Annotated in this window: 13 protein-coding genes and 1 tRNA gene; 7 read left to right on the forward strand and 7 right to left on the reverse strand. The window is 33.5% G+C overall.

What is annotated here, in order from left to right; all coding sequences use genetic code 11:
• Positions 1 to 5: 5 nt before the first annotated feature.
• A complete protein-coding gene (locus ACXHHC_RS06330; RefSeq protein ID WP_458228793.1) occupies positions 6 to 1268 on the reverse strand; it encodes a hypothetical protein in 1263 nt (420 codons plus the stop codon).
• On the reverse strand, positions 1249 to 1992 hold the full coding sequence (locus ACXHHC_RS06335) for a type III pantothenate kinase (protein WP_458228794.1): 744 nt from the start codon (positions 1990 to 1992) through the stop codon (positions 1249 to 1251). The genes ACXHHC_RS06330 and ACXHHC_RS06335 overlap by 20 nt, the downstream gene beginning before the upstream one ends.
• Before the next feature lie 99 nt (positions 1993 to 2091).
• On the opposite strand from ACXHHC_RS06335, the gene ACXHHC_RS06340 reads away from it, so the two are divergent.
• From ACXHHC_RS06340 to ACXHHC_RS06355, 4 genes are all read left to right on the forward strand, one after another.
• Positions 2092 to 2167 (forward strand) — tRNA-Phe (locus ACXHHC_RS06340).
• 50 nt (positions 2168 to 2217) lie between these two features.
• Complete coding sequence (locus ACXHHC_RS06345) at positions 2218 to 2328, forward strand: GIY-YIG nuclease family protein (RefSeq protein WP_458228795.1); 111 nt, start codon at positions 2218 to 2220, stop codon at positions 2326 to 2328.
• Between the two features lie 122 nt (positions 2329 to 2450).
• On the forward strand, positions 2451 to 4052 hold the full coding sequence (locus ACXHHC_RS06350; protein WP_458228796.1) for a choice-of-anchor I family protein: 1602 nt from the start codon (positions 2451 to 2453) through the stop codon (positions 4050 to 4052).
• Between the two features lie 261 nt (positions 4053 to 4313).
• Positions 4314 to 5882 carry a choice-of-anchor I family protein gene (locus ACXHHC_RS06355; protein WP_458228797.1) on the forward strand — a complete coding sequence of 523 codons (1569 nt, stop codon included), beginning with the start codon at positions 4314 to 4316 and terminating at the stop codon, positions 5880 to 5882.
• A gap of 107 nt (positions 5883 to 5989) precedes the next feature.
• Here the strand turns inward: ACXHHC_RS06355 and ACXHHC_RS06360 are convergent, their stop codons facing one another.
• Both ACXHHC_RS06360 and ACXHHC_RS06365 read right to left on the reverse strand, forming a co-directional pair.
• A complete protein-coding gene (locus tag ACXHHC_RS06360; protein ID WP_458228798.1) occupies positions 5990 to 6790 on the reverse strand; it encodes a 3-keto-disaccharide hydrolase in 801 nt (266 codons plus the stop codon).
• A gap of 133 nt (positions 6791 to 6923) precedes the next feature.
• Positions 6924 to 7772 (reverse strand): transketolase, encoded by an 849-nt coding sequence (locus ACXHHC_RS06365; RefSeq protein ID WP_458228799.1) that lies wholly within the window; start codon positions 7770 to 7772, stop codon positions 6924 to 6926.
• Between the two features lie 161 nt (positions 7773 to 7933).
• Here ACXHHC_RS06365 and ACXHHC_RS06370 point away from each other — a divergent pair, with 161 nt between their 5' ends.
• The 3 genes from ACXHHC_RS06370 to ACXHHC_RS06380 are packed head-to-tail and all read left to right on the forward strand — an operon-like array spanning position 7934 to position 9391.
• Positions 7934 to 8833, forward strand: coding sequence for an ROK family protein (locus ACXHHC_RS06370; protein ID WP_458228800.1), 900 nt, complete (start codon positions 7934 to 7936; stop codon positions 8831 to 8833).
• Between the two features lie 18 nt (positions 8834 to 8851).
• The gene (locus ACXHHC_RS06375) at positions 8852 to 9055 is read left to right on the forward strand and encodes a GNAT family N-acetyltransferase (RefSeq protein ID WP_458228801.1); all 204 of its coding nucleotides are present in this window, start codon (positions 8852 to 8854) and stop codon (positions 9053 to 9055) included.
• Positions 9056 to 9058: 3 nt separating this feature from the next.
• Positions 9059 to 9391, forward strand: a complete 333-nt coding sequence (locus ACXHHC_RS06380; protein WP_458229234.1) for a GNAT family N-acetyltransferase — start codon at positions 9059 to 9061, stop codon at positions 9389 to 9391.
• On the opposite strand, the gene ACXHHC_RS06385 is transcribed toward ACXHHC_RS06380, so the two are convergent.
• From ACXHHC_RS06385 to ACXHHC_RS06395, 3 genes are all read right to left on the reverse strand, one after another.
• Positions 9383 to 10570: an aspartate aminotransferase family protein gene (locus tag ACXHHC_RS06385; RefSeq protein WP_458228802.1), complete on the reverse strand. Its 1188-nt coding sequence runs from the start codon at positions 10568 to 10570 to the stop codon at positions 9383 to 9385. The genes ACXHHC_RS06380 and ACXHHC_RS06385 overlap by 9 nt on opposite strands.
• Positions 10563 to 12065, reverse strand: a complete 1503-nt coding sequence (locus ACXHHC_RS06390) for an OstA-like protein (protein ID WP_458228803.1) — start codon at positions 12063 to 12065, stop codon at positions 10563 to 10565. The genes ACXHHC_RS06385 and ACXHHC_RS06390 overlap by 8 nt, the downstream gene beginning before the upstream one ends.
• A 151-nt stretch (positions 12066 to 12216) precedes the next feature.
• Entirely contained in the window at positions 12217 to 13683 is a 1467-nt protein-coding gene (locus ACXHHC_RS06395) for a sulfatase family protein (RefSeq protein WP_458228804.1), read from the reverse strand.
• Positions 13684 to 13784: the final 101 nt, after the last annotated feature.

The raw sequence follows: 13784 nt of genomic DNA on the forward strand, positions 1-13784 counted from the left end.
TATATTTAATCTATCACTCTTTTATTAAACCATTTATCAGATAAAGAGAATTCAACACCTACATTAAAGTACTCTTCTTGATATTTATTTTTAGAAGCATCTCCTAACCTACCTAACTCAAACGAGAAGTTAGCATAAGAAACTCTTCTTCCTACAGGTAATCCTAGTCCAAAAGATATGCCAAGATTTTTTACGCTCTCATTATTCATCATTAAACCTGTCTTTTCATACTTAAAACCAGCTCTATAAGCAACTCTATTTAAGTAATTCTTTAGTGCATATTTTTGAGGTATAATATACCCTCCTAAGCTTAATTTAGAACTTCCTTCATAAGCAATAGGCAATGTAGCAGACACACTCTGATTAAAAATGTTTCCTGTATAGTTATTGGCATCTTTAAACTCATAAGACAGTCCCGCAAACCAATTATTATCTTTTCCTAAACCTAACCCTAACGCTGTTTTAAAAGAATTCTCTTCTTTACCAGACAGATTGCTTTCTATTGCAGTACCTGCTATTTCAGAAAAAGTTTTAGGACTTGCTTGTATTGCCTCGTAAAATCTAGAAGTTCCTTCTCCTTTTAAGTCGTAACCAAAAACACCATACACACCAGCTGTTGCCTGTAAGTTTTTAGATAATTTATACTTGTACTGAGCTCCAATTCTGGTAGCAATACCAGTTACATTGTACTCATTATTATATACTGTAGATTTTTGAACCCCTCTAAAAGCTTGTAACTTTTCACTTTTACCAAAATAACGATTCATTTGAGCACCTACAGTTAAACCGTCGTATACTTTAAAACCAACTCCAATAAAAAACTGATTTACTCCTCCAGAAGAATTGTTATAAAAATCTGTACTTCCGGTTTCATATCCAACTGCAGAATGACTTCTTAACCCTACAGAAAAAGCACCTAGATCTCCTAAAGGCACTCCTAAAGTTAAATTAGAAATTGCAACAGACCCCGAACTAAAATCTCCAGTTGATGTTTCTACATTTGCACCAAGTGCTTGTACAGATATTGCCAAAGAGGTTAATTTTAAATCTCCTAACAATGCTGGATTGGCTATAGATATTACTTCTGTATTGTTATTGGATACTACAGATAAATCTCCTTGTGACTTTTCTGCTACGGTAGTTTCAGAAAAAACACTACCTATTCCATAATTAGACAATAACGATGAAACTTGCTGCTCCTGAGCATACCCCCCAACAAACAAGAACATTACCACAACTACTACTACTCTACTTAAATTTTGCTTCATCTTTAATTTGATACGTTAGAATTTGGTTTAATCCTTCTAACAAGAAATTTTGGTTGACAAATATGCTATTTTTTAATCGCTTATCCAAGAAATATGCATCTCCACCAGTTAATATTATATTAACTTTCCCAAATTTTTGTTGATAAGTTTCAATTACACCAGTAATCTCAAACACTGTACCATTTACAACTCCACTTTTAATAGATTCTTCTGTGGTTTGTCCAATAAGACCTATCTCTTGATCTTCTACACTTATATAAGGTAACTTTTTAGTAAAAGTATGTAGTCCTTTTAAACGCATTTCTATCCCTGGAGAAATAGCTCCTCCATAAAACACCCCATTACTATCTATAAAATCATACGTAATGCATGTTCCTGCATCAATCACTAAACTGCTTTCTTTAGGATATTTTTGCCAAGCAGCAGCCACTAAGGCAATTCTATCTACTCCTAAAGTTTTTGGTGTTTTGTAGTCTATTATAAAAGGTAAAGAAGTCATATTCGTTAATTTCACCTTCTTTTTTATCAGTAATTTCTCGAATTCTGAAATAATTTCATCGGTTACAGAAGAAACAATACATCCATCAATCTTATATTTTTGACACACCTTACTTATGTCTTCTCGACAATTTTCACGGTTAGTAAACTCAATATCAAGCAACTCCATTTTATTAAAGATTGCGAGCTTTATTCTTGTGTTTCCTTCATCAATTATTAGATTCATCTTCCTGTTTGATTTCACTCAAATATAAGGACATTTTTATTGAAAAAAATTTGTGAAACTTTAAAAAGGTTATATATTTGCAACCGCTAAGATAAGCATGGTGCCTTAGCTCAGTTGGTAGAGCAAAGGACTGAAAATCCTTGTGTCCCTGGTTCGATTCCTGGAGGCACCACCATTAAAACCGTTTCATTTTTTTTGAAACGGTTTTTTGCTTTTTAATAAACTATGAAACATATATTTTATATACTTAAAAGCGAAAAACTTAATAAATTTTACATTGGAGAAACTGCGGATTTAGATTTTAGAATAAAACTTCATCTAAACAAAGCTTTTTAAAGTTTAAAAACTGAATTTAACATTCAGATAACATACATCTTTTACTTTTGACTAAAATTTGCTATAAACACTTGCTAAAAAAATTGCAATTTTCAACTAGCATTCGAAAAACTTACAATAAAATGAAAAAATTATTAAAATTATTTGCTTTTGGTCTATTAGGGGTGTTTACTCTAATATCTTGTGGAGAAGATGGACTTGATGGAGAAGACGGAACACATGGTACTGATGGTATAGATGGAGTTGATGGAACAAATGGTGTAGACGGAGTTAATGCCCAAAACAATTATTTCTCATCTGTTTCATCTATTGAATTTGGTGAAGGTATTGCAGAAATTTCTGCTTTCGACATAAACACTAATACTTTATTCTCAACAAACCCCGATAAGAAAAGAATTGAAGTAATTGACGTAAAAGACATAACAGCACCAACAATTGGTACTCCTATTGATATTACTACTTTTGGTGGGAATGTAAATAGCGTTGCATGTAAAGGTGGTTTCTTAGCCATTGCAATTGAAAATGACATTAAAACTGACAATGGTAAAATAATAATCTTTAACACCTCTGATTTAAGCACTCCATATGCAGAGATTGAAGCTGGAGCTTTGCCTGATATGGTTACGTTTACTCCTGATGGTAAATATATTTTGGCAGCAAATGAAGGAGAACCAAATGACGATTACACCGTAGACCCTGAAGGTACTATAACAATGATTGAAGTTGCTACTAAAACTTCTTCACAAATTAACTTCCATGCTTTTAACCCAGATAAAGCTACGCTAGAAGCTAGTGGATTCAGGGTATTTGGACCTGGAGCTAATTTATCAAGAGATATTGAACCTGAATATATTACAACATCTTCTGATTCTAAATTTGCTTTTATTTCATTACAAGAAAACAATGGTATGGCAAAATTAGATATTGCGTCTAAGACCATTACTAACATTTACCCTTTTGGAACAAAAGATTACAATGATTATTATTTTGATTTTAGCGATAAAGATGGGCAAGTTGGAAAATTTAGTCATGCTCCTGTGTTAAGTTTCTACCAACCAGATGCTATTGACTATTTTGAAATTGATGGCAACGGTTACATTATAACCGCAAACGAAGGAGATGCTAGAGAATACAATGGATCCCCAGGTTTTGTTGAAGAAAGCAGATTAAGCGATATTGATATTAATACTGATTCTCCTATATTTGATGTAGATGAATTAGATATAGCCCCAGCTGATAGAGCTGCATTTATTGATAAAATACAGAAAAACGAAAACCTGGGTAGATTAAAAATTACACTAGTAAACGGTAAGAGAGGGAGTGGATACGATAGAATATACAGTTATGGTGCTCGTTCTTTTTCTATTTGGAACACAAACGGTAAACAAATTTACGACTCGGGTAATGAGCTTGCTTTATTATCTCTAAATCAATTTGGTTCATATCCTGACAATCGTTCTGCTGATAAAGGAACAGAACCAGAAGCTGTAACCACCTTTAAAGATGGAGACACAACTTTTGCTGTAATTGGTTTAGAAAGAAGTGGTGATGTTTTGGTATACAATATTTCAAACGTAAATGCTCCTATCTTTTTACAAAGATTAAAAAACACCTCCCCAGAAGGACTACTTATTGTAGATGCAGCTAACAGCCCTAATGGAAAAACCTTATTAATCGTATCTAACGAAAAAGGAGCCAAACATATAAATATATATTCTAATTAACACTAGAAAACAAAACAACTCAATAAAAAAAACTCAGGATAACCTGAGTTTTTTTTATTGAGTTACATTTATATTATATAATGACTACGGAGTGGAAAAGAAAAAACTCAATCAAATCAATACGCAATTTGATAATTAACTAACACTTCCATAACAAAATCAACAATAAGAAAACTCAATCATAATACTACCATCTTCTACAATTAACCTTTCCTAAACAATAGGGGCTTTATTTTACGGCAAACAAATTTTATCTAAAAAATGAAAAAATTATCTAAATTATTTGCCTTTGGTCTTTTAGGATCTTTTATTATAATCTCTTGCGGAGACGACGGTATTAACGGTACTAATGGTATTGATGGAACAAACGGTACTGATGGTATTGACGGGGTTAATGGAGTAAACGGAGCGTTAGACTTATTAACGTTTGAGAAAATTGGTGGTTTTGACAATGGTGATGACGAAGCTTTTGCAGAAATCTCTGTATTCGACCCATCAACAAACAAACTTTTTATTACCAATGGAGAAGAAAAAGTTGTTTCTGTATTGGATTTAACAAACCCTAAAAGCCCTGTAAAAGGAACTGACATCACTCTGCCTGGTGCTCCTAACTCTATTGCTGTATCAAACGGAATTTTAGCTGTTGCTGTTGAAAACAATGACAAACAAGCTAACGGAACAATCGAAACTTTTAACACAGCAACTCAAGCAGCCATTACATCTTATGCAGCTGGTGCTTTGCCTGACATGGTTACTTTTTCTCCTGATGGAAAATATTTAATTTCTGCTAACGAAGGAGAACCTAGTGACGATTATACAAAAGACCCAGAAGGTTCTATTACTGTAGTAGAAGTAGCAACTGGTACTATTACCCCAATCGCCTTTACAGGACTTACAAATCCTGGAAACGACTTTAGAGTATTTGGACCTGGAGCATCTTTAGAGCAAGATATAGAGCCAGAATTTATTGCTGTTTCTGATGATTCTAAAACAGCTTATATTGCTTTACAAGAAAATAATGGTTTTGCAATTCTAGACTTAGACACGAAAACCATTACTAAATTAGTTGGTTTAGGAACTAAAAACTACAGCATCCCTGGAAACGAAATCGATGCATCGGACAAAGACGATGTTGTTGGAAATTTAAAAAACTGGCCTGTTTTAAGTTATTATATGCCAGATGCAATTGATTACTTTACGTCTAACGGAGCTGGTTTTATTGTTTCTGCCAACGAAGGTGATGCAAGAGATTACGCTGGATACTCTGAGGAGGCAAGAGTTAAAGACTTAACTTTGGACCCAGATGCTTATCCAAACGGAACTTGGCTTAAACAAGAAGAAAACTTAGGACGTTTAAAAATAACTACTGCAAATGGAGATACTGACGGAGATAGTGATATTGACCAAATTTATGGTTACGGTGCTCGTTCTTTTTCTATTTGGAATTCAGAAGGTACTTTAATCTATGATTCTGGTTCTGAGATTGCGCGTAGAACTCTAGCTTTAGCTCCAAGTATATTTAACAGAAACGAAGACGACAAAACCGACGGAAGATCTGATGACAAAGGTGCTGAACCAGAAGCGGTAAAAGTGTTAAAAATGGGGAACAACACGTTATTATTTGTTGGACTGGAAAGAACAAGTGGAATTTTAGTTTACAACATAAACGATCCATTAAACCCTCAATTTCTTAAGTGGATTGAAAACAGCGATGATATTTCTCCAGAAGGTTTAACTGTTGTTGACAAAGTTGATAGCCCTACAGGAAATTATTTAATGATTGCTACAAACGAAGTTTCTAGTACAATTGCTATTTACGAAATTAAATAAATATAGAAAGTTATTTCTCTATATCTACAGATACAAACAGCCTCCATTAGGAGGCTGTTTTTTTACATTTAAAAAATAACGATGTAAGAGTTAATACCTTATTACTTTTAGTTTGCATCATTTAAAAACTGCTCTATTGGAACAATTTCATCAAACTCTTTAATTTCTATATTTCTATAAAAAACCTCAGCAGTCTCAGACTGTAAACCTATTTTTCCTTTACTATAAGGCAAATCTGTAGCCATATTTACTATTTCCCCATTCAGTTTGTGTATTGAGTACTGGTCCCCCATTACAATCACCTCGCATTTATTCCATTGATTGTTTAAACCATTTGCTTTAAATCCATCCAAAGCCAAATGTTCTCCTCTTTTTTTGACCTTCTCTCCTCCATTACTCGGCATTACAAAGCTTTTACCATCTTTTGAATACCATGTAAAATTCTTACCCCAATAATCTCCTGTATGATTCTTATCTTTTACATGATTATATCGTACCTGATACTCTAAACCTTCTGGAAATATCTTATCATCTACTACATGATAGTACATTCCTGCATCGTATTGATACCTTTCAAAATTATTAGAGATTCCTTTTCCCCATTTGTACTCAAACCTAAAAATAAACTTACTATACTCTTTATCGGCATACATCATACCGTGTGTTCCATTTCCTCCAGTATTTAGTTCATATTCAGCTGGAAAATCTTTAAACACATGTACTACTCCTTCACTAGCTGTAAAAACTTTCTTAGCCAGTTTATCATCTCCATTTCTCAATTTTAAATACCATCCATCTAAGTTTTCTCCGTTAAATAAAGGCTTAAAATCGGTGTTAGTTGAGTTTGCACAAGAAGAAATTACATAGCTACCTAGAGCTACCATCAAAAGCTGTATTGTCTTTTTCATAATAGGTTAAAATGATTTAATTAGTTGTATTACTAAAGTATTCATTTTAAGACAAATCCTTACAGATAGTTTATAAAACAAAAAGAGCCTAGCATTTCTGCTAGGCTCTTTAATATTTTTATAAGACTGAATCTTAGTAATCTCCTAAAGTTGCTGGGTTTTGAGATAAAGCATCTTCTAACTGCTCAGCATTTGGTGCTTTACCATGCCATGCGTGTGTATGCATCATAAAGTCAACTCCGTTCCCCATCTCTGTGTATAATAAAATACAAACTGGTTTTCCATTTCCAGTTAATGCTTGCGCTTCTTTAATTCCTGCAATAATAGCTTCTATATCGTTTCCTGCTTTTACTTCTAAAACTTCCCATCCGAAAGCTTCAAACTTAGCTTTTAAACTTCCTAAAGGTAATACCTCATCAGTAGTTCCATCAATCTGCTTAAGGTTTACATCTACAGCAGCAATGTAGTTATCTACACCTTTACCACCTGCATACATAATTGCCTCCCAGTTTTGCCCTTCTTGCAACTCTCCATCTCCATGTAAACTGTAAACGATTCTATCGTCTCCGTTTAACTTCTTAGCTTGAGCAGCTCCAATTGCAACACTCATTCCTTGTCCTAAAGATCCAGAAGCAATTCTAATACCTGGTAAACCTTCGTGAGTTGTTGGGTGCCCTTGTAATCTAGAATCTAACAAACGGAATGTAGCTAATTCTGATACTGGAAAATACCCACTACGAGCTAAAACACTATAAAATACAGGAGAAATGTGACCGTTTGATAAAAAGAATAAATCTTCACCTTTTCCATCCATCTCAAAATTAGAAGCATCGTACTTCATAATTTCTTGATACAAAACAGTAATATACTCTGCACATCCTAAAGACCCTCCTGGGTGACCAGAATTTACAGCACTTACCATACGTACAATATCTCTTCTTACTTGTTGTGTAAAATCTTTTAGCTCTTGAATAGTTGCCATTTTATAAAATTTAGTGCCACAAAAATACAGTTTTATTTATGTGCTACAAATAATTTATGGGCTATCTATAGATATTTTCTAAATCAAAACTATTAGGTTTTAAGATTTCCTTATATTTAGCTTAAATAGAAGAATATTTGTTGAAAAAAATACAATAGAAAATGGAAAAATATCTAGGAATTGATGTTGGTGGAACAAGCATTAAGTACGGAATTGTAAACAAAAAAGGAAAACTCTTAGAAAAAGTAAAACACACAACAGCAGACTTAAGAAATACAGGAGACTTTATTAATGAATTTGTAAAACAAATTGGAAGTGAATTAAATAAGAGTCCTGAAATTAACAAAGTAGGAATTGCTGTACCAGGTATGATCTCTAAAAATCGTTTAAGTACTGTTTTTATGGCTAATATTCCTGAATTTAATGGTGTAGAACTAATTCCTATTTTACAAAAAACATATCCTAATATCTCTTTCTTTTTAGAAAACGATGCAAATGCTGCGGCTTTGGGCGAATTACACTTTGCAAAAACAGAAGTTCCTCAAGATTTTTTATTCATGACTCTAGGTACCGGTTTAGGAAGTGCAGCTGTCTTAGATGGTAAAATTTTTAAAGGTGGTGAAGGTAATGCCATGGAAGCAGGTCATATTATTAGTTCTAACGGTAAAACTGCGGAAGAAAATATGGGAAAAGCTGCTTTGGTAGAAATGGTATTAGAAGAAATTAAAAAAGGGAATACCTCTGCATACAACCCAAATACGCTTTTAGCAAAAGATATTGTACTAGGTGCACTTGACAACGAACCTGTTGCTGTTAAAATTTTTGAATATGTTGGAACTATTTTAGGAGAAGCCTTAGTCTCTACCATTAGAATTCTAGACCTTAAAACCGTTTTTATTGGTGGTGGAGTAAGTAAAACATTTCACATTGTAGAAAAAAACATGATGAAGGTTTTAACAGATAGACTTCCAGACTACTACACAAACAATTTAGACATTAGATTGGCTACTTTAGGTAACAACGCTGGTATTATTGGTGCTGCTGCTCTGTGTTTTAAATAATATATTTCTTAATAAACTATGGAGAATTCTTTCCCCATCTTAGAAACAGAAAGACTAATTCTTAGGCAGTTTTCTATGGAAGATCTTAACCATGTATTCAAAGGTTTATCTCATCCAGAAGTAATAAAGTACTATGGAATTAATTTTACTTCTTTAGAAAAAACAAAGGAACAAATTCAATGGTTTCAACAACTAGAAAAAGAAGAATCTGGAATTTGGTAGGCTATAGAAGCTAAAAAAAATGGTGCTTTTTTGGGTGCTGGTGGTTTTAACAACTGGGAACACACTCACAAAAAAGCCGAAATTGGTTTCTGGCTCCTACCAGAGCATTGGGGAAAAGGAATTATGAAAGAGGGAATGAACTGCATTTGTAACTATGGTTTCAATTCTTTAAAACTTCATAGAATTGAAGGGTTTGTTGAATCTGAGAATCAAAAATGCATCTCTGCTATAGAAAAACTAAATTTCTCTTACGAAGGCACCATGAAAGATTGTGAAATTAAAGAGGGTCGTTTTATTAGTATTTCTGTCTATTCTAAAATCAATCCTTTAGACTAAACTATCTATTACTTCTAAAATAATAGCACAACCTTTTTTAATCTCCTCATCAGAGATTGTTAAAGGCGGACTGATTCTAGCTGCTTTTTTTTCGTACAATAAAAAGAATAGTAACAATCCTTTATCCATACATTTTAAAACTACATCGGTAGCTAGTTGATCATTCTCAAAAATTAAAGCTAACATCAACCCTTTTCCTCTAATTTCTTTAATGGCTGGATGTACCAAACAAGTTCTAAATAATTGCTCTTTTCTAAGAGCTTCCTCCATTAAATTGGTTTCGGTTATTTCTTGTAAAGTAGCCAAGGCAGCAGCCGCAATTACAGGATGTCCTCCAAAAGTAGTGATATGACCTAACTTAGGCTGATTTTGTAATTTCTCTAGCAACTTAAAATCACTAATAAAGGCTCCTATTGGCATTCCACCTCCTAACCCTTTACCTGTAATTAAGATATCTGGTACACAATCGTAATTTTCAAAACCAAATAGCTTTCCTGTTCTACCTACTCCCGATTGTATTTCATCCAAAATCAACAAAGCACCAACTTCATCACATCTTTTTCTTACTTTCGTTAGAAAATTGTTCTTTGGTTCTATAAAACCAGCACCTCCCTGTATTGTCTCTAGAATAACCCCAGCAGTATCTTCTGTAATCTTTTCCAATTCCTTTTCGTCGTTAAACTGAATGAATTTAACTCCAGGAATTAAAGGTCTAAAAGCACTGTTTTGTTCTTCTGCTCCACACACACTCATAGCACCTTGCGTGTTTCCATGATACGCATTTTTAGCAGCAACTATTTCTGCTCTTCCCGTTACTCGTTTGGCTAATTTTAAAGCTCCTTCTGTAGCTTCTGTTCCCGAGTTAACCAAATACACTGTATTTAAATTGTCTGGTAACAAATCACTTAATAGCTTACACAGCTCTGTTTGTGGTTGCTGTATAAACTCTCCGTATACCATTACATGTGTATAAGCATCTACCTGATCTTTTATTGCTTTGGAAACTCTAGGATGATTATGACCTAAACTATTAGCAGACACTCCAGCTATAAAGTCTAAATACGCTTTTCCATCTGCTCCATACACATAAGATCCTTCTGCCTTAACAATTTCTAATGCTAACGAGTGGGGTGTGGTCTGAGCCTGATGTCTGAAAAAATCGTCTTTTAAACTAGTCATGAACAAATATATCTTCTTTTTTTAACGGCTTCTCATCGTCTCTCCAAATAAAGCCTTTTAACTTCCCTTTGTCTTTTGGGTATTGCGATGGTGGATACGTTTTTCCTTCTGGCTTTTTTAAAAATAAAATTTCTTGAATTCTATTATCCTTTAAAGAGAATCTTATGTTACTACACTCTATATCCATAATAGCATTTAGAATCCCTCTTTCATCTCGAGCATAGTTAATAACTGCTCCATTACCTTTGGCCAATAAGCTGCTTAATTTTTGGTCTATAAATTTACCAAACATATTCTTTCCCTGAATTTGATTGTACCCAGCACTATCTTTTTGCACAATCAATGCATTTCTGATAATGTTTAAAGAATCTAACTTATTTGTTTCCGCATTATTAATCAAACGAATGCTATCTCCTGTTATCTGATTGTTATCCGACCATAAAACAGGATTCACATACATTTCTGTAATTCCTTTTCCTTGATAGGTAACCAAAGAATCGCATTTACCACTTAAATCTGACTTAAAGATTTTTACATGATTGTACACTCGCATTACCTTATCGTTTTCTGGCCCTGTTACAGATAGTAAATCTCCATGTATAAACATAGAGTCTAAATCTACAATAGATATTGCCATCGGTTTTTCTGAAACAATGATAGAATCTTTCGCTCTGTAAATCTCCCCATAATCTCCTGTAACAATAATATTATTAACTGTATCTGTTATTATTAAATTCCCCGTACCCGATGCAAAATTAGTTTCCTCATTGTAAAACAAACTATCTCCTTCTATCTCGCTATCTTGATGGTATATTTTTGAATTCTTTAACAAATACCCTAAAGACAATCTAGTATCGTAAATTCCTCTTTCGGTGTATAAATCACTGTCCTTGTTGTCAATAGTAGAAGGTCCATACAAATGGGTTCTTCCAGACTGTGTGTAATAATCCATATGACCAGTTTTTAATGTCATATCCGGATTTACCACCTTTACGTTTTGTTTTGCAGTTAACTTCTTATCATTGGCAAAATATTCTCCAACAACACTTGTTAAAGTATTTTCTTTATTTACAATAGTACCAAAACAATCGTAGTGCATTATTTGGGTCTCTCTATTAAAGTGTAAAGTATCTGTAGTTAAGGTAATATCATTATCCTTTACAATTACTTTTCCCCAAGACAATCCTTTTTGTGTATCTCCATCGTACTGTAGGTGATCACTTGCCTGTGTTAAGGTATCTGCTTGGTTGATAAAAACATCTCCATAAGCGTAAATTTTATTATCCTTTTTATAGAACAAAGCTTTTTTACACGTAAGAATAGCCCCCTGATGCTTTACTTTAACAGCACCATTTAGCACAGTAGCCCCTGGGTACTTTTTTAGATTTGCATACGTTTGATCTGAATGCAAAATCTTGATTTTATGAGACTGTGCTACTCCTAAGAAAGGAATTAACAACAAAAAAAGAATTTTAAATACAATTGTTTTTTTCATACGCGAGCAAAGATACTTTATTCCCTTTATTCTGGAAATCTTTGTTGCATAATTGCTTAACAAGCACAATGCCATTTTTACATTAACAGTAAAAATAAGATCTATAGAAACAGAGAGCTACTACATTACTCTTTGTTTCTATACTATTCCGTTATTCTTTTTTCTTCCCTTTTTCTTTCTTTTTCATTTTTGGAGTAAAACTACCCAATTTCACCCAAGAATTTGTTGGTTTATAATTAGCTGTTTTATATTCTCCTCCTTTATGCGTATTCTCAGCAGACATTAAGAATTCAGCTATTTTAGCTCTCATCTTCTTTACCTTTTTTGGATAATTAGCTACTACATTATTTTGCTCTTTTACATCCTTAGACAAATCGAACAAACGATCGTCCTTAGTATTGGTTGTTGAATTTATAATCAACTTAAATTTACCCTCCACCAAACATGCATACTCTCTAAAACGAAAAGGAATAGCTTTCTTATGTCTTTTTTGTTTTCCCTTTAAAATTGGTAGAACGTTTTCTCCATCATAAACCCTTTCTTTAGGTAGTTCTGTGTTGGTAAATTCACAAACTGTTGGCAAATAATCTAAAACAGACATAGGAATATCTATCGTACTTCCTTTTTTAGTAATTCCCGGAATTAATGCCAGTCCAGGCACACGTACACCTCCATCTAAAACACTTCTTTTTCTCCCACTAAACTCACCTGTACTTCCAGCTCTTTTGGTTTTCATTCTGTCTTTAGGTATCCCTCCTTCTGGTCCATTATCACTGGTAAAAAACAAAGCCGTATTATTAGCTACTCCCAAACGCTTTAACTCATCTCTTAATCTCCCCACTTGCTCATCCATAGCAGTAATACAACCGTAATAATGTGCTGCTTGCCCGTATTCTTTATAAATTTTTAAATATTCAGGACCCGCTTTAATATCTTCATGAGGAGCATGAAACCAAATAACGGTTACAAAAGGCTTGTCTTCTTTAACCGATTTCTGGATAAAAGGAATAATTCTATCCATCATTACCCTTGAATCATCTCCTTTTACATTTTCCATTTCTGGTACTCCATTGTAATAATAAGGATTGTTTTTGGCTCTTTTTCCAGATCCTGGATCCCAAGTACAAACCGCAGATTCTGTTACAAAAGATTCATCATATCCATACCAGGCAGGAGGAGCATAATTAACCGCTGGCTTTCGCTTTGGTCCTTTAGCAGAAATTGTTTTGCTTAAAGTTCCTAAATGCCACTTCCCAAAGTGCCCTGTAGCATAGCCCTTTGCTTTTAAAATAGATGCAATTGTATGTTCTTCCTTAGGTAAGTGCCCCACGTTTGCCGACCATATTCCATGACGATAATAATGTCTTCCCGTTATAAAAGAAGCTCTTGTTGGAGAACAAACAGGCCCTATAGAATAAAAATGAGTTAATTTCGCTCCCTCTTTAGCCATTTGATCTAAATGAGGAGTTTTAATGATTTTGTTTCCATTAAAACCAGTATCTCCCCAACCTAAATCATCGCACATCATTAATACAATATTAGGCTGTTTGTTTTTCTTTTGTGAGTAAACAAACTGAATAGTTACCAAAAGTAAGAGTAATAATGTTTTAGTTTTCATTCTTAATTCGTTTTAGGTTTCTTCTTGTTTTTTATTTTCTTCTTAGAGTTGATACTCATAAAATTTACATTCATAGCAGTCATATAGATGCTTATTTATTG

The sequence above is a fragment of the Wenyingzhuangia sp. IMCC45574 genome (assembly GCF_054182685.1).

What these genes read in the sequence shown, in the direction of transcription:
- ACXHHC_RS06330 (WP_458228793.1), bottom strand. Translation starts at nt 1,268, where the DNA reads ATGAAGCAAAATTTAAGTAGAGTAGTAGTAGTTGTGGTAATGTTCTTG.
- ACXHHC_RS06335 (WP_458228794.1), bottom strand. Translation starts at nt 1,992, where the DNA reads ATGAATCTAATAATTGATGAAGGAAACACAAGAATAAAGCTCGCAATC.
- ACXHHC_RS06345 (WP_458228795.1), top strand. Translation starts at nt 2,218, where the DNA reads ATGAAACATATATTTTATATACTTAAAAGCGAAAAACTTAATAAATTT.
- ACXHHC_RS06350 (WP_458228796.1), top strand. Translation starts at nt 2,451, where the DNA reads ATGAAAAAATTATTAAAATTATTTGCTTTTGGTCTATTAGGGGTGTTT.
- ACXHHC_RS06355 (WP_458228797.1), top strand. Translation starts at nt 4,314, where the DNA reads ATGAAAAAATTATCTAAATTATTTGCCTTTGGTCTTTTAGGATCTTTT.
- ACXHHC_RS06360 (WP_458228798.1), bottom strand. Translation starts at nt 6,790, where the DNA reads ATGAAAAAGACAATACAGCTTTTGATGGTAGCTCTAGGTAGCTATGTA.
- ACXHHC_RS06365 (WP_458228799.1), bottom strand. Translation starts at nt 7,772, where the DNA reads ATGGCAACTATTCAAGAGCTAAAAGATTTTACACAACAAGTAAGAAGA.
- ACXHHC_RS06370 (WP_458228800.1), top strand. Translation starts at nt 7,934, where the DNA reads ATGGAAAAATATCTAGGAATTGATGTTGGTGGAACAAGCATTAAGTAC.
- ACXHHC_RS06375 (WP_458228801.1), top strand. Translation starts at nt 8,852, where the DNA reads ATGGAGAATTCTTTCCCCATCTTAGAAACAGAAAGACTAATTCTTAGG.
- ACXHHC_RS06385 (WP_458228802.1), bottom strand. Translation starts at nt 10,570, where the DNA reads ATGACTAGTTTAAAAGACGATTTTTTCAGACATCAGGCTCAGACCACA.
- ACXHHC_RS06390 (WP_458228803.1), bottom strand. Translation starts at nt 12,065, where the DNA reads ATGAAAAAAACAATTGTATTTAAAATTCTTTTTTTGTTGTTAATTCCT.
- ACXHHC_RS06395 (WP_458228804.1), bottom strand. Translation starts at nt 13,683, where the DNA reads ATGAAAACTAAAACATTATTACTCTTACTTTTGGTAACTATTCAGTTT.